Genomic DNA, 20,265 nt, shown 5'->3' on the forward strand with positions numbered 1-20,265 from the left:
GTTGGTGCATATGCTAGTGCAATAGTGTAATCTAGACAATTGGGTACATAGTATTGTGCAATGCTAGGTCAAGGAGAAGGCGTGCGTATTATTTTTGCTGGAACACCTCAGGTGGCAGTTCCTTCACTAGAAGCATTAGTAGCGGCTGATGATATTGATGTTGTTGCCGTATTAACAAGACCTGATGCACCAAGTGGACGTGGGCGTAAGCTCAAACCAAGTCCAGTAAAGACGCGAGCACTTGAACTAGGATTGCCAGTATATGAGGATAATCCTAATAGTGAGCAATGGTTAGAGACCTTGCGCACGTTGCATGTTGATGCAGCAGCAGTGGTTGCTTTTGGCAATATCTTAAAACGTCCAGTGCTTGAGGCGTTGCCGCAAGGTTGGTTTAATTTACATTTCTCTCTATTGCCAACATTGCGAGGGGCAGCACCTGCTCAACGTGCTATTTGGCAGGGTATGGAGAGTACGGGAGCTACCGTATTTCGTATTGACGTAGGCATGGATGATGGCCCTATTGTGGCGCAAGAGCCTACAGCAATTGCTGATGAAGAGAATGCTGGTGAGCTGCTTGAACGAATGGCAGTAGAGCAGGCGCCACTTTTAGTGCATGCTTTGCAACAGGTAGCGCACGGTACAGCTGTTTTGCATGCGCAAAGCGAAGAGGGCGTGAGCTATGCTGCAAAAATCACCCATGATGATGCTCATATTGCAGTGAGCGCGCCGTGTGAACAGATAGTCAATCAGATTCGTGCATGCGCTCCGGCTCCCGGAGCTTGGGTGAGCTTAACCGATGCCACTCAGCCTGATAATGGGATACTGTTACGAGTATTGCGTGCCCAGTGTGTGCCATCTGAAGATGCGCAAACTGTACTGGAACGTGGGTTTGCTGGTGTTAATCTTGAAGATGTTGCGCTTGGACGCATTGCTGCTGACAAACGTCACGTATGGCTGCGCTGCGGTCAAGGTTTGATAGAACTACTTGAAGTGCAGGCGCAAGGCAAAAAAGTTATGCGTGCTGCAGATTGGGCACGTGGAGCACACTTGAGTGATGCCGTGCTAGCCAAGTAGTGTGCTTATGGTGCAAATTGTATATAATAGTCTTATACGTACTATGTGACGAATAGCAATTGTGTATGAACATAGGTGAATATGAATGCTCAAGGTCTTGCTGGACAACGTCAACATCGTTCGGCAAAAACATTAAATCGACGTGCACAAGGTCAAGAACCACATCAGCAGGCGTCAGCTCGAGGCGCATCTCAAGCAAATCGCAAAATACCCCGTCATGCTGATGCAAGGCGCGTTGCCTACGAGGCGCTGCTGCGGATTGATGAGCAGCATAGTTTTAGTAATCTGTTAGTGCCAAAACTATGTGCGCATGCGCAATTAAGCACAGCGGATAGCGCATTAGTAACCGATATTGTGTATGGAGTACTGCGCTGGCGAGGGCTGATTCGTCCAATTATTGCGGCTGCTGCGCACCGTGCTCTTGACGATATTGATGACATGATAGTACCTATTCTTGAGCTTGGCACGTATCAGGCATTGTGGATGGAAATTGCGCCACACGCTGTTGGTGCCAGTACTGTAGTATTAGCGAAATCACTGTATGGCAAAGGAAGAGCTGGCTTTGTTAATGCAGTAATGCACCAAATTATTGCTAAGCCATTGCAGACGTGGCAGTCAATGATTGTTTCTCGTATTGATAGCCATAACCAATTTGAACGTCTTGCTGTGCGGTATTCTCACCCGAAATGGATTGTTGAAGCATTGTATCAGGCGTGGAAGCATGCTGGGTATGATGAAGAAGGTGATGCTATGGCGGTAGTAAGTAGCATGCTAGAGGAGGATAACCAACCTGCTATGGTCACGCTGGCTCGCCATGGTCAAGCTATTTCGCAAGAGGATTTGCAAGCACAATTGCCACGCCGAGCAGTAGTACAAGAGGGGCTGCTCAGCCCATACGCATTACGTGTTAGCGGTGTAAATCCAGCGCAGATTCCAGCCATACAACATAAGCTGGTTGGCGTAGAGGATGAGGGAAGTCAATGTGCTGCTTTGGCTCTGGCACACGCTTCGGTTGAAGGTCAGGCGTCGGATTACGAGCAGCAGAGTTTAGCAAGTATGCCAATATCGGCACGCGCTCACTGGTTGGATATGTGTGCGGGTCCTGGTGGAAAAACAGCATTAATAGCGTCTCTAGCTGCTGAACGCAATATTGTGGTTAGTGCGAATGAGCCAAGTGCTCATCGTGCAAACTTGGTGCGTAGCAATATTGAAGGGCTACCGAGTGAAGCTGTGGATACCGTGTATGAGCATGATGGCAGGTATTTTGGCAAACATATGCGCGAACAGTTTACGCGCGTACTGGTTGATGCGCCTTGCTCCGGTTTAGGTGCATTGCGTCGCCGTCCCGAAGCAAGATGGCGTAAGCGACCAGAAGATATTGATGATCTTACGCAATTGCAAGCGCAATTATTGCGTTCCGGTATTGACGCCACAATGTCAGGTGGTGTTATCGCGTATGTCACATGCTCTCCGGTAGTAGAAGAAACTGTGCAAATTGTAGATGATGTGCTAGCAGACCCGCAGTATGCGCAGCGTGTGGAAAGGCTTGATACCACCGAGGTATTGCGTAGAGTATGCAAGCCGATGCCGTTGCCTAATCGACCAGGAGATGTGACGCTTTTTGAACATTTGCATCACAGCGACCAAATGTTTATCAGCCTATTGCGCAAGCGATAACGAGTTCGCATTTGGCATGGCGTATACAAGGGTGATATACAGCGTCAGGTGATACCCATGCTGATTTGCGTATTAGTTGGTAATATGCAGTTTCTGAGCAATAATCGGCCAAGCCAGCATCAGATCGCGGGTATCAATAGCAAAAGGCGCGCTGGCACGGGTTTTGGGTTTAGCGCAAAATGCGATACCCACACCTGCACTAAGAATCATAGGAATATCATTCGCACCATCGCCAATAGCTACTGTTCGATCCATGGAAAGACCACACTCTTGTGCCCAAGTGCTCAGCATTTGCTGTTTGCGTGTTTTAGTGACAATATCACCTTCAACATTGCCTGTAAGTACACCATTGGCTATTTCAAGGCGATGCGCTAAACAGTAATCAATATGTAAATCACGCACTAACATATCTGCAACCTCGTGGAAACCACCAGAAACTACACCTACTTTGAACCCATGTTGATGCGCAGTCTCAATAAGCTCACGCACGCCATGCGTAGGATGTAAGGTGCGATACACTTGCGCAAATACACTACTTGGCAAGCCTCTAAGTAGTGACACACGATGTCGTAGCGCTTGCTCAAAATCCAGTTCGCCGCGCATTGCTTGTGCTGTAATAGGGGCAACTTGGTCTTCTACTCCTGCAACCATTGCCAGCTGGTCGATAACCTCTTCATCAATTACTGTGGCATCAATATCCATAACAATAAGTCCCCTAACCGCATTGTTCTGCAACTGGGCATTATTACGCGATACTGCATTATTCTGCGATTCGCCTATGTCTGAGCCCTTGGTGTGCAATGAGGTACTGTGCTGATCTGGGTCGCTGTGTGCTGGAGTAGTTGAATTCATAGCAACACTCTAACAAACATATTGCATGAAGTATGCACTGTTACGCAATGTGGGAAAGTAAGGAGTATGCTCTTGCCCTTGCTTATAAATATGGGCACAATAGATTGCAGAACTGGTATATCCCACTTAGGGAGGGTACGATGAGCGATACTCACAATACGCAGGCAGCCACTGAAAGCGAGCGCAAACTCGCTGAGTTGGCTCGTCATGCTGATGTACTGATGCAGAAAAATCATGCGCTCGCAGCTGCATTAACTCGTGCTAGTCAAGAACTGAAAATTGCTAAGTCGCAGCTTGCAGGATTATCACATCCGCCGCTTACCGTTGCTACATTTCGTAGTATTGACGGGTCGTATACGGATGATGATGGTGTGCGCCATACTACAGCATTAGTGACGCTCAGCGGGCGACTGATGTCGGTAGGAGTAGCACCTACGGTGAATGTTCACCGTCTCAGTGCTGGACAAACGGTGCTGGTTAATGACAATTTGATTTTATGTGATACGAGGCAGCTACCGTCTACAGGTCCGGTGCGCATAGTGGATACTGTACTTGAGGATGGACGATTACAGGTTGCGGATCAGTCGGGTACGCTCAGCATAGTATTGCGTTCTGGAGAATTGGCTCACACATTAATCAAACCGGGCAGTATGGTGTGCTTAGATGTGCACGCTATGTTTGCGCTTGAAGTTATCGACCAGCGTGAAGACAGTGATTTAGTGCTTGAAGAAGTGCCAAATACGACATTTGAAGATATTGGCGGGCTTGACGCACAAATATCGCAAATACGAGATGCAGTTGAATTGCCATTTGCTTACAGCGATGCTTTTGCGCGTTATCATTTAGTGCCGCCTCGTGGAGTGTTGCTATATGGGCCTCCGGGTAATGGTAAAACGCTGATTGCTAAAGCATTGGCTCATGCGTTAGCTGAGCGTCAGGGCGGTAAGGGCGTATTTCTTTCGGTGAAAGGTCCACAATTACTCAGTAAGTATGTCGGTGAATCTGAGCGGTTGCTGCGAGAAATGTTCGAACGTGCCAGATTGCGCGCTCGCGATGGACGACCGGTCGTAGTGTTTATCGATGAAATGGATTCGCTGCTACGTACTAGAGGAACAGGCATTTCTTCTGATGTAGAAACAACAATTGTGCCGCAGTTTCTTGCAGAGCTTGACGGTGTAGAAGCCTTACATAATGTGATTATTATTGGCGCTTCAAACAGAATTGACATGATCGATCCTGCAGTATTACGCCCAGGGCGATTGGATATTAAAGTACATATTGCTCGCCCAGATAGGGCACAGGCTGCTGCAATTTTAAGTCACTATATTACTGACGACTTGCCTTTTGAATCTGGAGTGAATGCGCAAGATGTTATCAGCGCCATGATTGAGGATATTTTTACACGCGATAGCAGTCGATTAGTATGCCAGTTGCAAGAACAAAAAATGCAAGCGGGTAGTGCGCAAACAGTATTGCGACCGATTTATTTTGCTGATTTAATAAGCGGTGCAATGCTACGCAATATTGTAGATCGTGCAAAAACAGCTGCTATTAAAGCGACGATTAGTAAAGCACAATCAACACCAACTGATGTCACAGCTTACACGATGAAGAATGATGAAGCGGCTTTGCAATTTATGCCTATGAGTATGGCGCTGGTGCATCAAGCAGTAGAACGCGAATATGAAGAGCTTGCTGCACAATCTAGTGAAGCTAATCCGAGCCAGTGGGCGCGACTTAACGATATTGCGACTGAAGGTGATATTGTGGCATTGATTGCGGCATGTGTACGGCAATAAGACAGTAAACATAAGGTGGTAAGCGTGAGTGTATTGCGTCCAATGGGTACTGAACTTGAATATGGCATTCTTGACAGAGATCATCCCAATGCTAATCCTGTTCAACTTTCCTTTGATGTAATTGATGCTGTAGCTACCTCAGCTCGGCGTCATATTCGATGGGATTATCGAGGAGAAGACCCTATCAATGATGCGCGTGGATACCATTTGCCGCGAGCCAGCGCTCGTGCTGATATGCTCACGGATGAGCCTCAGCGTTTTATTACCAACACGGTAAGTGATTTTGGCGCTCGCTGCTATGTAGACCATGCGCACCCTGAGTATTCGAGTGCGGAAGTTAATACTCCTCGCGCAGCAGTTGCTGCCACTATGCTGGGTGATACGCTCATGCTGTCTGCCGCGCAGATCTTACAAACTCAAGGGCGTAATATTCACCTGTATCGCTCAACTACTGATGGCAAGGGAGCTAGTTGGGGAGCGCATGAGAGTTACCAAATATCACGAATAGTGCCGTTTGAGCAACTCGCTGATCTTATGCTTGCCCATTTCAGTTCGCGTATTGTACTGGTTGGCGCTGGCAGGGTAGGGATTGGTGAGCGAAGTGAGCGGGCGGGTTTTCAAATTTCCCAGCGTGCAGATTTTATGCATGCCAAACTTGGTCTGCAAACTACTTTTGAACGCCCTATAGTTAATACGCGCGATGAATCACATAGCAGTAGTGCTATGCGCCGATTGCACGTAATTTCGGGGGATGCTAACTGTATGCCTATCCCAAATATGATAAAACTTGGAGCAACATCCATGTTGGCGTGGCTTGCTGAATGTGCCTATGACCCGGCATGTAAGGAATACACTCCTGCGGCATTTGCGGCGTTATTAGATGGTGTAGTACCAGAGGATCCAGTGCGTGCCATACATGAGTTTTCGCATGATCTTGCTTTGCAAGTAAAAGTTCCTGTGCGCAGCGGTCAGCAGCTTACAGCGCTTGAAATACAACATAGGCTGTTTGATGAAGTACACAGTGTTGGTGCGGCGGTTTACGGAATTGCGGACGATGAAAGTGAAAATTCTGGTGACATAAATCGCGAGAAGCAGCTAGTATGCTGGCCGGATCAGGATACAGCACTCGTTATGCAGTTATGGCAGCAAGTGCTTGATGACCTTGATACTCTTACAGGGATAAGCGATGAGGAACGGCTTTTTGCGCGCGATGCAGCAAGTCGTATTGAGTGGTTGCTCAAATGGCAGATAATTGAGCGTATTCGCCGCAAGTTACACACTAATTGGGCAGCTGCACAGTGCGCGGCATGCGATATTGCATGGGGAGCGCTTGATCCAGAAGAATCACTTTATGCCAAAGTCTCGGGTAATGTACAGCCTCTGCCAAACCTTGATAACATTCCTAATAGCAAGGCAGAACAGTACCGTGCGTTGTACACACAAGGGCTCACCGACCGAGCGCGACTTCGTGTAGCTTTGTTGAATAAATGGCCTCAGTCTATTCGTGCGCTCTCATGGAGTTCTATAGTAGTGTGTGATACAGAGGGAAACATCCATGATATACGCATGCAGACTCCCGATGATGCTGCTACTCAGCGACGCTTACAAGTAATAGCTAACAGTTCCAGTATTGAGGATGTATTGCGTCATTGGTAGCGGTAAAGGAGTGCCGCTAGAATAGCTCATAGCAAACTAATCACATAGAAGTATACATAAGTAGGAAATAGGCAGAAATAGAGAACGACAAAACCGTATTAGAGGGTAGTAGGTAAAACCGATACGTTTTTATATACGTGTTTATAGCTAGACGAGAGCCAATATGGCCATGCACACTATAAAAGAATGTAGAGAGTGAGTGCAAATGGATTTACGTGAACTTGCCTTACAAGTAGTTGCTGTAGTTACTGAAGCTGGACAGTATGCTTTAGGAGACCAGCTCAAGCCACATGATTTAGACCAGCAAACACAACAAGCGCAAGATCGCCGTATGCAAATTTCCTCAGAAATTGACGAGCGCGTTATGCGCTTTTGCCACGAGCGCATACGGCAGATTGCGCCTTTTGAGGATTGGGAAGCTGTTGGATCTGCGCGCCAGCCCGGAGAATATTACTGGTGTATTGGTCATATTGACGGCTCAATTAACTATGCCCGTAATATGCCTGAGTGGACGATTACCGTATCGTTGCTGCACGTGAATAATGAAGGTGAAATGTATCCAGCAATGGGTATTGTGCATGCTCCAGCATTACGCACCACCTATATTGCTGCTAAAGGCCAGGGTGCTATTCGTATTCGCGTGAATGCTGCAGGAGAAGAGAAACGCGAAAAAATCATGCCAACAACCACACCAACACTACAAGGCTCCGTATTGTGCTTCGGCATGTCATACTTCTCTGATGAATCGCACCGTGCGTTAGAAACCGTCTCCGATATTGCCGGTATGCCAGCCGATATTAAGCGCATTGGGCCTGCATCTATGGATTTGTGCCGTGTAGCGGATGGTAGTTATGACGCATATTTTGAACCAACATTGCATTCATGGGATTTTCCTGCAGTCTCTGCAGCGGCAGTTGTGGTGTGGGAGGCACAAGGCAGGCTTTCACGCTGGGATGGTAGTGAAATAGTATGGGGTGAAAATAACGATATTGTGGCTTCTAATGGTCCGATTACTGACGCATTAACCCCATATTTGCGTGCTCACATGGGAAACTAGGTATTGCACAAGCATCGCGAGCGCACTAGTCTGTAAGCATGAGCCGGTATGCATAAGTCGGTAAGTGTTACATGGTAAGCATGAGCCGGAAACGAAGTAATGCACACCGCGCAATGCGACTGCAACTTGTGCAATATGGCACCATGCAATATGAAGCTATGCAGTGTAACACCATGCAAAAGTGAGGAAGTATGCCACAAGAGCAACAACAACGATCGTCAGCGCAGCAAGACCAAGTGGTAGCGCAGCAAGAGGCGCAGCACAGCCAACAATTTCAGGCACAAACTCAGGACTTTGATGCAGTACTCGACGATATTGCATCGGTACTTGCAACCAATGCCCAAGAGTATGTATCAAGTTTTGTGCAACAGGGCGGTGAGTAAAAACTATGCCACAGCTACGCACCAGTAGCACCGATCCACATTCTGCTTCCCAACGCAGGCGCACACCACTTGCTGCGACTTCGCGCGTTACTCGCCATGCAGGGTGGTCGCAAATACCGCATTATTCTAGAATTTTTGGTATTGAAACAGAGTACGGTGTGGCAGTTACTGGTGCTAATCAGCCAATAGCTGCGACACAGGTTGCTATGGAAATGTTCAAACCCGTGGTTTCGCGCGACCGATCTACCAATACGTATATGGATAACGGTTCAAGGCTGTATTTAGATGTTGGTTCACACCCTGAGTATGCGACCGCAGAATCTAGAACAGTACTCGAAGCGGTAGCACAAGATGCTGCAGGCGAGCAGATTATGGCGCGGTTAGCGCAATCGTGCCAGCAGCGCCTAGCAACACAGTATGGTGAGCATACTCGTGTGCATGTGTTCAAAAATAATGTGGATTCACAAGGGCACTCGTTTGGATGCCATGAAAACTATTTACTGCGCAGACAAGTGCCATTACGCGCTATCGAGCATGAGCTGATTCCGTTTTTAGTAACGCGCTCGCTGTATACCGGCGCTGGACGAGTAAGCGGCAGTGGCAAAAATGCATACGGGTTTGAATTAACTCAGCGTGCTGATTTCCTTGATGATGCAATTTCAAGCGCCACTACGCGCGTGCGTCCTATGGTAAATACTCGCGATGAACCGCATGCCGATTCTGATTTGTTTAGACGATTACATGTGATTGTAGGGGATTCAAATCGTTCACAGGTTGCAACATGGATGAAGTTAGCAACCACGCATCTGGTGTTGTGTGTGATTGAGGCTGCGTGTAGGGCAAGAGCGCTTGGTGAGTCGAGTGAACAAGATGTATTGCGTACAGATATTGCCGGTGATGGTCCATTTGCCCACCTGCAATTAGCGAATCCAACTGAGGCGTTACGCCAAGTAAGTCAGGATATTACAGGAACAGCTCCTTTGGCATTAGCGCATGGTGGAAGTATGAGTGCTCTTGCTATACAGCGCGAGTACTTGCGCGTGGTACGTGATTTCGTGCGTGGGCATAGTGAAGACACCAATATTGCTTTCCCTCAGGTGCAGCGTGTGCTTGAGCATTGGCAGTTGGTGCTTGATGCACTGGCTAGTGGTCGGTGGCAATACTTAAGTTCTTGGGTGGATTGGGCATGCAAGTTACGCATTATTGAAGGCTTGCAGCACAGAGCTAAACAGCAAGGTCATACACTGAACGCTGATCAATTGCAGCAGCTTGATTTGGATTATCATGATGTTGCTAACGGTACAATATTTTCCAAGCTTGTATCGAGCGGACAGATGGAGGTATTGATGCAAGACGCTGATGTGCAGCAGGCTTTACATCATGCGCCGCGCGGTACCCGTGCACAATTGCGTGCGCAGTTTTTGCAAGCAGTGCGTCATACGGATATGCGCTACAGTGTGGATTGGACGCATGTGCAATTACAAGAGCCCTACTCGATGCAAGCACAGTTACTTGACCCATTTAATGCACAGCCAACTGCGCAATTGAGTGCGATTATGGATGTACTGACAGGCAAACAGCATGGTTAGCGCAGACCAGTCGCATCGTGGGAACGTGCTGAACACTTCATTTGAAGAGTTACTTGAACAGTTTCTTGCCTATATACGTATTGAACGCGGACTTTCTCCTGCAACACTTGCCGCATACCGTTCTGATTGTTTGCGCTATATGCAATTTGTCCAAGATCAGGGCTGTGCTGACCTCGCACAAGTCAATACAACACTTGTAGAGCAGTTTATTACTTCACTTGCTCAAGAAAGTGCTAAAAGTCGGGCCAGACGATTAGCCAGTATCCATGAATTGCATCGTTTTGCACTACAAGAAGACTTTGTAGATAGCGATGTGTCTCATAGTGTGAAAGCTCCGCATATGGCGCAGCATTTGCCAGATGTATTAAGTATTGGGCAAGTGCAGCAATTATTAGAAGCTACAGGTGTGCCTGCTCAAGCTGATGCTACGAGTAGCGAGTATGAGCAGGCTCTTGCTTATCGAGATCGTGCGCTGTTGGAATTTATGTATGCTACCGGTTGCCGCGTTTCTGAGGCGGTGGCGCTCAATTTGCAGGATCTTGATTTGGAACGCGGTTTAGCTCGACTTACTGGTAAAGGCAATAAGCAGCGTCTCGTGCCAGTTGGTTCTTATGCTCGTGAGGCTTTGCAAGTGTACCTATCTTCTGGGCGTACAGTATTAATGCAACGTGCCAAAACTGAAGCTGAATTACAAGCAGTCTTTTTGAATACGCGTGGCAAGCGACTTTCTCGCCAACTCATGTGGAATGTGGTACAAGATGCCGGTAATCGTGCCGGTCTGCAAGTGCCGCTGCACCCGCACACCTTGCGCCATTCGTTTGCTACGCACCTTATTCAAGGTGGTGCTGATGTGCGTACTGTGCAAGAATTACTGGGTCATGCTTCGGTAACGACTACGCAGATTTATACTCATGTTTCTCCGCAATTACTGATGGAATCGTATATGTTGGCACATCCTCGTGCTCGATAAGTTATACAATGCAAAACACGATTTCACAAAGCGGAAGCCATGTTGGTACTCTGAGAGTATGCCAACTGATCTTTTGGGACGTGAATACGAAACATTTGCTGCACCAGCAGCATTAGACCACCATGGTCCAGCAACTATTATTGCTATGTGCAATCAAAAAGGTGGTGTAGGAAAAACCACATCATCAATCAATATCGCTGGTGCTTTAAGCGGGTACGGTCGCAAAGTCTTGATTGTTGATTTAGATCCGCAGGGAGCTACATCGGTTGGATTAGGTATTAACGCCAATAGTATTGATACCACGATTTATACGGCAATGTTTGATACAACGCTTAATCCACATGAAGTAGTGCATCATACGCGCTTCCCGGGGCTTGACGTTATTCCGGCGAATATTGATTTATCTGCCGCAGAAGTGCAGTTGGTAACTGAGGTAGGTAGAGAACGTGTACTAGCAAGCGTCCTCGAACCATTGCGCGACGAGTATGATGTTATTATTATTGACTGCCAGCCATCTCTTGGTTTGCTTACTGTTAATGCTCTCGCTGCTGCTGATGGCGTAATTATTCCAGTGGCTGCTGAATTCTTTGCATTACGTGGTGTGGCATTGCTTATGCAGTCGATTGAAAAAGTGACATCACGTATCAATCCGCGATTGAAAGTACAAGGTGTACTCGTCACCATGTATACGCGCACGCTACACTCTCAAGAAGTATTAGACCGTATTTATGAAGCATTCCAAGATAAGGTGTTCCACACGGTAATTACGCGATCTATTAAGTTGCCTGATGCCACAATTGCAGCAGCACCAATTACCATGTATGCGCCTGAGCATAAAACGGCAAAAGAGTATCGTGAGGTTGCGCGTGAGCTCATTGCCAACCATGTCGTAAGGTAGGGCAGTAGTGCCGGTTGGGCAGCAATCTCATGAGCAAAGCACTCGGCGTACTCAAGACGATCGTGTTGAGCGTGAGTTTCTCGTAGCACTTGATGCGTATAGCGGTCCATTTGATGTACTACTTAATTTGCTGGCACAACATGAGCTTGATATTACTGAGCTTGCATTAGCGCAGATTACTACCGAATTTGTGCAGTATATTGCGCAGTTTGCCGGTGATGAGCTTACGCAAGAGGCTAGTGCTTTTATTGATGTGGCGTCAATTTTAGTAGAAGCGAAAAGTGCTGCAATTTTGCCAGATGCTAACGGACAAGAGCCGGTAATGCATGATATTGAAGCCTTGCGTGAACGTGATTTGCTTATTGCAAGACTGTTGCAATATAAGGCTTTTAAGAATGCTGGAGAAGATTTCCGTAGGCGTGTGCGAGAGCATTTAGGCAACCGCACGCATCCTGCATCCCCGATAGTTACGAGTGCTCCCATTGTGTCCCAGCTGAAGTGGACGCTGAGCGCTGAAGATTTAGCGCGACTTGCTGCGAGGGCTCTTGCGTTAGCGCCGCCAGATCATGTAGTCGTACATCAATTGCATGCGCCACTGGTGGATTTACGTCATGAAGCTGGAGTAGTTCGAGACCGTTTACTAGGTGTTCCAGCAGGGCAGGCGGTGCGGTTTAATACGTTGATTGCTGATGCAAGCTCAACATTAGAGATTGTGGCACGATTTTTAGCAGTTTTAGCGTTTATGAAACAGGGTGTCGTGCAGTGTAAGCAGCAAGCAGCATATGACGAATTGCTCGTGCGATGGGTGACGCATGATGATGGCACCAGACCCACGGATAATCTTGATGTGATTACCGAATGGAACGAATAAATACAGCAGTTGCATAGAATTACAAAGCATATATGCAATAGAAGCGTTGATTTTAAAAAACGCTCGGCGTGCCCTACCTTCAGCGCGAGTGAAATGTACTACAGTGGTCTACGTTGAACGAAGATGATCAACGAGCTAGACCGTGTCTTGCTGACCATACGGGTACACAGTGGTACTCTCTCACGAAAGTGAAAGAAGGAATAATGGCAGAACGTAAAGTTGCTGTAGTTACAGGTGCTGCACAGGGTATTGGCGAAGGTATTGCCATGCAGCTTGCGAAAGATGGATTTGATATTGCTATTGGTGATTTGGAACAGCAGCGGCAGAAGGCTCAAGGTGTGATTGCCGCTATTGAAGAACTTGGTCAGCGAGCATGCTTCCATGCAGTTGACGTATCGCAGCGCGATTCTATGTTTGCGCTGATTGATGCTGCAGTAGATGAGCTAGGTACGCTTGATGTGCTGGTTAATAATGCTGGTATTTGTGATGTTGTGCCAATTGCTGATGTGACCGAAGCGCAGCTTGAGCGTATTTTTAGGATTAACGTATTCTCTGTAGTCTACGGTATTCAAGCTGCATCAGCAAAGTTTGAAGCACTGGGTAAGGAAAAGGGCAAGATTATTTGTGCTTCCTCAATTGCCGGTTTTGAAGGATTCCCAATTCTTCCAGCATATTCTGGTACCAAGTTTGCTGTTCGCGGTATTTTGCAGGCTTCCGCTCAAGAGTTAGCGCCAAAGCATATCACTGTTAATGGTTATGCGCCTGGTATTGTGGCAACTCCAATGTGGGATTATATCGATCAGGAACTTGGCAAGCTCAATGGCAAGCCAAAGGGTCAGAATATGGCTGATATGCTTGATTCTATTGCGTTGCATCGGTTTGAGTATCCAGCTGATGTAGCAGGCGTCGTGTCATTCTTGGCAAGCGATAAGGCTGATTATGTCACCGGTCAAACCGTCATCGTTGACGGCGGTATGCAGTATCGCTAAACCAACCCCTTGCTGTTTGTAAGCTTTCAATGACGAAAGACCGATTGGACTTCAGGTTGGGAAGTTTACAGGCTTGAGTGGGTTTCCCACTCATTTCGGGGGTTCAGGGCTTCTCTTGTGCATGGTATGTGTGCGGTGTATAAGAGAAGCCTCTTCTATAGGTGCAGGCGTTGGTGATTCTAGTGACTCTGGTGATTCCAGATTATGAAAGTGCCAAGTGTATTGAGCTGACAAGCAATTGGCGTGACACGGATGTATGGGTGTGTTGAGCATGCGTGTTGGTTTGACTTCAAGTGGACTTGAAGTTGCACAATGCATAGCAAGTATATTGCAAACCACTAAAAGAGAGTGGCATGGTGCTGCAGAAGATTCATGGTTTAGTCATATTGCTATTGCTGTTCCAGGAGTTGTTACCAGCAATGAATGGCTTGAACCGGTAGTATTGCAGTAAACATCTTTACAATATTTCACAATATAATGCAACAGGAATAATGAGCAATAGGAGTAGTAGTTCATGAATACACTAGTTGAAGTTTTTCATCCAGCATTATCAACTGGATCAGTAGTCAATCGTGCACTTGCACAAGCTGCTGGCACTGTAGACGGGGTGCAAGTTCGTGATGAGTACGCGTTATATCCGAATTTCCAGATTGATGTGGCAGCGGAGCAGGAAGCATTGGCTTGGGCTGATCGCATTGTATGGCAGTTCCCTATGTATTGGTACAGCTCTCCGGCCTTGCTTAAGCAATGGGAAGTCATGGTATTGAGTTATGGCTGGGCGTATGGTACGAATTTCGCGCTTGAGGGTAAGGAATTGATGATTGCGGTCAGCTGTGGTGCAGATCGTGATAAGTATCGTGAAGATGGCGAGTATGGGGTTAATGGTAGTGATTTGCTTTTGCCATTTAAGACCACAGCAAGGTACACCAAGATGCAGTGGGCTCAACCATTTGTAGTGCATAGTGCGATGAATATCAGTGATGCTCAAGTACAGGCAGCGTGTGAGGAATATGTTCAGCGTTTGCAATAGTAGTACGTGCAATAAGTAATAAGTATTGATAAATATTTGTAAATATTAGTAAATTTTGCGCGTATGAATAGGGCTTCCCTTTTGGGGAAGCCCTTAGTGTTTTTGTACTTTGTGCTGTTGTACTACTGCAAACTACTCTTCAGTGTGTTGCGACTGAGTAGCAGTAGTAGACTTGGCGGATCGCACGCGCAATGCGATACCAACAGCTAGAGCAAGCACAGCGAGCACTACAATGGCTGCAATGGCAGCGCCAGTAGCTGCAAGCGTGGTGCTTGGTTTGCTCTGTGTAGCCGACTTTGCTGGAGTAGACTGCTGATTTGTGGAATTGTTCTTGCCAGTTTGCTGGTTATCGGCTGGCTTTGAATCCGGCTTCTGCTCAGGTTCAGGCTTTGGCTCTTCCTTAGCCTTGACTACCACTTTTACGCTCACGTTGAAGGTTTGGCTATCTACGGTAACCGTGCCTTGTTCAGTGAATTCGCCAGCTTGGGCTACTGCATTATCGCTGATGGCATCCCATGATGGCATTACCGACTCGGTATCACCATTGGACCAAGTGACTGTCGCTGATGGAAGGGTTGCAGGTGCCGTTCCTGCTATGGTTTCCACAGTTTGTGTTTGAGGAACAACGGAAACAATAGCTGCAGCATGAACCTTTACTGTTACTTTCACTGGCGATCCAGCAGCAGTGCCATCAACCTCGAATGTACTGGCATTACGCGTGGAATAGAGTGCTGTATCGAGCTTATTCCATGTGATTGATTCATTCGTGGTCTGTCCATTGGACCACGTAACCGATGCTGTTTCTGGCAGCTTTGGTGCAACACCAGAATCAGTGGATACATCAGGTAATGGAGCAATACTTCTGACAGTAGCAGGTGTGACATGCACAGTAATAGTGACATCGTCTGTGGATGTGGCTTCGCCAGTTACTGCTGCAAACAGTCGCATCAGTAGGCGTGGCTGAGGCTTAGTGTAGCCTGCCACATCGCCACCGAGTGTGAAGCTACCTCCCTTGATTGAAGTGAGAATAACTTTCTGCTCATCAGTCAGTGCATTCCACTGTACTGCAGCTTCACTGGTGCTTCCGTTGCTCCAGTGCACGGTAACTGTTGCAGGTAGTTGCAACTCATCTGCTGTAGTGCCGGAATTGACGGTGATGTCATCAGGAGAAACAATACCAGTAATTGTTGCTGCGATTACCTTAATAGTAAGAGTGACGTTCTTGTTTTCAGCAGTACCTGAAAGGGCGAATGAACCCTCATCTTTTGCAGCAAGCACTTCCTTTTGCTCGTCAGTCAGCGCATTCCATTTTACTGGTACGGTAGCAGCAGTACCATCAGAATAGTGTGCCACTACAGTTTTTGGTAGCTGTAAATCGGCCTCTTTGGTGCCAGATGCCACAGTGATGGCAGTCGGATTATCTACTTTATCAAGAGTTGCTGGAGTGACATGCACTGTAATGGTAGCTGGCAATGTTGTGCCTGCTACAGTTCCTGTCAGCTGATATGAACCACCCTTGGTTTGGGTGTACTGGTCCTTGCTGCTATCAGCCCATGTGACGGCAACTTGTTCACTTTCATCATCAGAGTAGGTGACGGTGACTTGCTGTGGCAGAAGATCTTTTGGATCCGTACCAGATGGAGTAGTTACAGCTTCTGGATTATTCACCTTGACGATACTCGCAGTGACGGTCAGCGTTGTTGTAACAGTCTGCTCATGCTTTGTGCCAGTAAGAATGGTGCCGCTAATTTGCTTTTCACCACGCTTGGCATAGTCAGCATTGGTGATATTCCAAGTAATCTGCTCATCAGAAGTGTCACCATTTGACCATGTGACTTTGGCAGTTTCAGGTAGTTTCGGTGCAGTTTTTGCCTCGGTAGTTACTGGAGCAATTGGTGCAATGTTAGATACCTTGGCAGGAAGCACGGTAACAGTGGTCGTTACTGTTTTGCCAGCAAGCTTGCCTTGAACGGTGAATGTGCCTCCATTGCGCTTTGTATACTGCGACTTTTCTATTGCATTCCATTGCACATCTGCCATCTCAGTATCGCCATTAGACCACACTACTTGACCTTGCTTGGCGAGTGCAGGTGCTGTGCCAGATGGAGTTTGTACTTGCTTGTCGGCATTTGAGATATCAGCACTAACTACAGTGGCAGGAGATACGGTAACGGTAATTTGCAGCGGCTTATCCCAACCTGCAACAGTACCGGAGAGAGTAAACGAACCGCCTTGACGAGCTTTCAACGTCTGCTGTTGCTCGGCAGTTAACTCATTCCATGAAACAGGCACATCATCAGAAGTGTTGTTGTCAAAAGTCGCGTGAACTGTTGTTGGTAGGCCAAGGTCAGCTACTGTAGTACCTGATTTGACGGTAATGCCGTTTGGATTGCTAATACCGGTAATCTTAGCCGCAACCACATTAACAGTAATATTTCGTGTTTGATCACCTGATGCTACAGTAATTGTTGCTGTTCCCGGTTTAATGCCAACAATTTTATCGCCATCAACACTAACAATATTTGTGTCACTGCTCTTAAGTGAAAGAATATAGCGAAGATTGGTGTCATTATCATATTGACCACCAGAGTAGACTTCACTCATTGCAATAGCGTGTGTTTGTCCAACAGAAAGGCTAACAGGGCTTTGAAGCTCTGCATTTTGGAAATGACTGGCTTCCATTGGGAGGGTGAATGTTAAATCGCCTGACCAGTTTGTTGGATTGTCGTTATCGGAACGTGTTGTAGCTTCACCGGCCCAGCGCCACTGATTCGCGCCAGCAAAACCATAAGAGGAATACTTAGGATTAATCAAAGTAGTGTAATGCCCAGTAACTCCACCGGTTTTTCCAACCCAATCTGCTTTTTCAGTTGCCCAATGATTGATGGCCTGCGCTACTGTCGAATCGCCCCAGGAGAGTATCTCACTACCGCTTTGAATACCATTGTAGGAGACTGTCCAAGGAGATCCTCCATTCGGACGTGTATGACCAAGCTCATATGATAAGACTTCAGCGATGCGTTGAATAGCCAAGCGCTCCATAGCGTATGACCATTTCGGATTAAGATATTCTTCGCGAGAAATCCCCATTGTTGTGAGTGCATCAGCAACTGTTTTTTCTTTGCCGTTAACTACCCATCGTACGTTAGTATCCAGTGCGTCCTGACGCCATTTTTTCACAGCAGCAAGAGCTTCTTCTTTAACACCGACTTGATTAATAGAAACGGTAGATGTAACACGAGCTCCAGAACCAAGTTCAAGTCCTTCACTCGTATCAATACCTCGACTAGCAGTAGTAGATGCAGTCACAGTATTAGTTGATGTATCTTGACCTAAAGCCAGATTTGGTGCTGTAATCGCGAAAGTGCCGCAAGCAGCTACTGTGGCTACTCCTGCAACAGCGCGAGCTATTGTTCGTTTAAGTTGAATCATTTTTCCCCGCTTATCTCTCTACTTTGCAACGTGTTGCAAAGTATGAATCCCCAATGAATCCTAGAGAATTACAACGCTCCTATTATATCGAATATAAAAAATTCATGTAGGGAAAACTCAAGAAAATGCAGCATAAATACTGCGTAATTAAATATCTGTAATCGATAAGATGACATAGGTAACAACATGGTATTAAACGACACGCCAAGAGCGAGAACTTGAACTTCAAGCGCTTGAAGTTCATAGGGTAGAACTATGAGCACTACGCAAACTTGGTACACGATACGAGAGGCATCCGAATTATGCGGTATGCCAGAAAGCACACTGCGATACTACGAGCAAGCTGGCATTATTGGACCGATTGCACGTGATCCAAGCTCCAGACACCGAGTCTATACAGATACGGATATTCACAATTTAGTAGCAATCTCTTGTCTACAAGCTACAGGAATGCCATTAGCAAGTATCCGCCAATACATGCAAGAAGCACCGCAGGGTAAAGCTGCAGCACTTCGGCAAATTGAACTTTTAGAAGAACAAGCAGAACGCTTACACGAGCAGATGGAAGATTTGCTTAATCAACAACGCTATGTGGCATTCAAACAGCGGTATTGGCGAGCTATTGCTCAAGGTGAAACTGATGAAGCGGATCGACTTGTGAAAGGACATCAAGATTTGATTCATGAAGTCTCACACCAGCAACGCCAGCGCATTATTGAACAGTCGCGGTTTACTACGCGCCGTATTGCACAGGAATCTGAGCAAGCTCAAGCATACGTATAAACACTGATATATACAAACCAATCGAATAAGCAGATACACACTGATAGGAGTATTATGAAAGCAGCAATATTCAAAGGCAAAGGGCAAATGGCGTGTGAAGAACGACCAATGCCAGAAATTCAAGAATCAACAGATGCCATTATTCGCGTAGTGCGCGCATGCGTATGTGGATCTGATATGTGGTGGTTTAGAAGTGGAGAAAAGACTGCCGATTCTCAAGCAGGACATGAAGCCATCGGCATTGTAGAAACTATTGGGCAAAATGTGACCATTGCCCAAGCTGGAGATTTGGTTATTGTTCCATTCCCATACAGCTGTGGTCAGTGCCCAGTATGCCGAGCAGGCTTTGAATCAAGCTGCCCACACGGCGGATATTTTGGTAGTAATGACGGCATGGGATGCCAAGCAGAGTATTTGCGCGTACCGTTGGCAAACGGCACATTAGTACCAGTACCAGCCAATCCAAAAGACCTTAGCGACGCGCAATTGGCATCACTACTCACATTATCTGATGTGATGGCCACTGGTTACCATGCAGCGGTAAGTGCTGCAGTCAAGCCGGGAGATACTGCTGTGGTATTTGGCGATGGGGCAGTAGGATTGTGTGGTGTACTTTCAGCAGATATGCTAGGAGCCTCACGCATTATTGCTATGAGCCGTCATGCGGATAGGCAAGCCTTAGCCCGAGAATTTGGTGCCACGGATATTGTCGAAGAGCGCGGTGATGCTGCTGTCGAGCGTGTGCTTGCACTAACAGACGGCTACGGCGCAGATGCTGTTCTTGAATGTGTAGGATCTGAGCTTTCCAATGAAACTGCAATGAAGGTAGCTCGTGCGGGTGCGATTGTCGGTCGCGTTGGATTACCTCAGGGGCAAGTGGATACCATTGCAAACTTCTATCGTAATGTCGGATTGCGCGGCGGCCCTGCTCCAGTGCGCACCTATGATATGCAGCGTCTTGTCGAAGCTGTGTTGAGCGGCAGTATCAATCCTGGGCGCGTATTTACTAGCGAATACTCATTAGATCGAGTCCAAGAGGCATATGAAGCTATGGATCAGCGCACAACGATTAAAGCCCTGCTGCGTGTAAGCGAAATCTAACCAGCTTGTTACTCAGGTTTGCTTACTGACCGCAAGCCTGAGCATCCAGCTACGATTCATTAGTTGTTAGCGCTATTGCCACGGTGATCGCTCTGCAACGATGA

General features: G+C 47.1%; 17 protein-coding genes. 15 read left to right on the plus strand and 2 right to left on the minus strand.

From position 1 onward, the window contains the following. Window positions 1-60: 60 nt before the first annotated feature. Together fmt and IEU85_RS00790 are read left to right on the plus strand one after the other, a co-directional pair. Window positions 61-1,074, plus strand: a complete 1,014-nt coding sequence (gene fmt, locus IEU85_RS00785; RefSeq protein ID WP_188354353.1) for a methionyl-tRNA formyltransferase — start codon at window positions 61-63, stop codon at window positions 1,072-1,074. An 81-nt stretch (window positions 1,075-1,155) separates the two neighbouring features. Further along, entirely contained in the window at window positions 1,156-2,751 is a 1,596-nt protein-coding gene (locus IEU85_RS00790; protein ID WP_188354354.1) for an RsmB/NOP family class I SAM-dependent RNA methyltransferase, read from the plus strand. 72 nt (window positions 2,752-2,823) lie between these two features. On the opposite strand, the gene serB is transcribed toward IEU85_RS00790, so the two are convergent. Further along, entirely contained in the window at window positions 2,824-3,603 is a 780-nt protein-coding gene (gene serB / locus IEU85_RS00795; protein WP_188354355.1) for a phosphoserine phosphatase SerB, read from the minus strand. Window positions 3,604-3,743: 140 nt separating this feature from the next. Here serB and arc point away from each other — a divergent pair, with 140 nt between their 5' ends. The 11 genes from arc (at window position 3,744) to IEU85_RS00850 (ending at window position 14,845) form a co-directional block, all read left to right on the plus strand. Beyond that, complete coding sequence (gene arc / locus IEU85_RS00800) at window positions 3,744-5,402, plus strand: proteasome ATPase (RefSeq protein ID WP_188354356.1); 1,659 nt, start codon at window positions 3,744-3,746, stop codon at window positions 5,400-5,402. A gap of 24 nt (window positions 5,403-5,426) precedes the next feature. Continuing rightward, entirely contained in the window at window positions 5,427-7,058 is a 1,632-nt protein-coding gene (locus IEU85_RS00805) for a proteasome accessory factor PafA2 family protein (protein ID WP_188354357.1), read from the plus strand. Between the two features lie 205 nt (window positions 7,059-7,263). Beyond that, window positions 7,264-8,115 carry an inositol monophosphatase family protein gene (locus IEU85_RS00810; protein WP_188354358.1) on the plus strand — a complete coding sequence of 284 codons (852 nt, stop codon included), beginning with the start codon at window positions 7,264-7,266 and terminating at the stop codon, window positions 8,113-8,115. Between the two features lie 191 nt (window positions 8,116-8,306). Then, window positions 8,307-8,498 (plus strand): ubiquitin-like protein Pup, encoded by a 192-nt coding sequence (locus IEU85_RS00815; RefSeq protein ID WP_188354359.1) that lies wholly within the window; start codon window positions 8,307-8,309, stop codon window positions 8,496-8,498. 5 nt (window positions 8,499-8,503) lie between these two features. Next, entirely contained in the window at window positions 8,504-10,087 is a 1,584-nt protein-coding gene (pafA, locus tag IEU85_RS00820; RefSeq protein ID WP_188354360.1) for a Pup--protein ligase, read from the plus strand. Continuing rightward, window positions 10,080-11,057 carry a site-specific tyrosine recombinase XerD gene (gene xerD / locus IEU85_RS00825; RefSeq protein WP_188354361.1) on the plus strand — a complete coding sequence of 326 codons (978 nt, stop codon included), beginning with the start codon at window positions 10,080-10,082 and terminating at the stop codon, window positions 11,055-11,057. Before pafA ends, xerD begins: the two co-directional genes overlap by 8 nt. Before the next feature lie 58 nt (window positions 11,058-11,115). Further along, window positions 11,116-11,955, plus strand: coding sequence for a ParA family protein (locus IEU85_RS00830; protein ID WP_188354362.1), 840 nt, complete (start codon window positions 11,116-11,118; stop codon window positions 11,953-11,955). Between the two features lie 7 nt (window positions 11,956-11,962). Beyond that, entirely contained in the window at window positions 11,963-12,826 is an 864-nt protein-coding gene (locus IEU85_RS00835) for a segregation and condensation protein A (RefSeq protein ID WP_188354363.1), read from the plus strand. A gap of 203 nt (window positions 12,827-13,029) precedes the next feature. Beyond that, window positions 13,030-13,815, plus strand: a complete 786-nt coding sequence (locus IEU85_RS00840; RefSeq protein ID WP_188354364.1) for an acetoin reductase — start codon at window positions 13,030-13,032, stop codon at window positions 13,813-13,815. A 271-nt stretch (window positions 13,816-14,086) separates the two neighbouring features. Then, window positions 14,087-14,266: a cupin domain-containing protein gene (locus tag IEU85_RS08610; RefSeq protein ID WP_229714664.1), complete on the plus strand. Its 180-nt coding sequence runs from the start codon at window positions 14,087-14,089 to the stop codon at window positions 14,264-14,266. Window positions 14,267-14,329: 63 nt separating this feature from the next. Beyond that, the gene (locus tag IEU85_RS00850) at window positions 14,330-14,845 is read left to right on the plus strand and encodes an NAD(P)H-dependent oxidoreductase (RefSeq protein ID WP_188354365.1); all 516 of its coding nucleotides are present in this window, start codon (window positions 14,330-14,332) and stop codon (window positions 14,843-14,845) included. Between the two features lie 132 nt (window positions 14,846-14,977). Here the strand turns inward: IEU85_RS00850 and IEU85_RS00855 are convergent, their stop codons facing one another. Continuing rightward, the gene (locus tag IEU85_RS00855; protein ID WP_188354366.1) at window positions 14,978-18,277 is read right to left on the minus strand and encodes an Ig-like domain-containing protein; all 3,300 of its coding nucleotides are present in this window, start codon (window positions 18,275-18,277) and stop codon (window positions 14,978-14,980) included. 255 nt (window positions 18,278-18,532) lie between these two features. Here IEU85_RS00855 and IEU85_RS00860 point away from each other — a divergent pair, with 255 nt between their 5' ends. Both IEU85_RS00860 and IEU85_RS00865 read left to right on the plus strand, forming a co-directional pair. Beyond that, a complete protein-coding gene (locus tag IEU85_RS00860; protein ID WP_188354367.1) occupies window positions 18,533-19,060 on the plus strand; it encodes a MerR family transcriptional regulator in 528 nt (175 codons plus the stop codon). A 54-nt stretch (window positions 19,061-19,114) separates the two neighbouring features. After that, window positions 19,115-20,161 carry a zinc-dependent alcohol dehydrogenase family protein gene (locus IEU85_RS00865; RefSeq protein WP_188354368.1) on the plus strand — a complete coding sequence of 349 codons (1,047 nt, stop codon included), beginning with the start codon at window positions 19,115-19,117 and terminating at the stop codon, window positions 20,159-20,161. The last annotated feature ends 104 nt before the right edge of the window (window positions 20,162-20,265 follow it).

The organism is Galliscardovia ingluviei, from assembly GCF_014635685.1.
In the GTDB taxonomy this organism is placed as follows: Bacteria; Actinomycetota; Actinomycetes; order Actinomycetales; family Bifidobacteriaceae; genus Galliscardovia; species Galliscardovia ingluviei.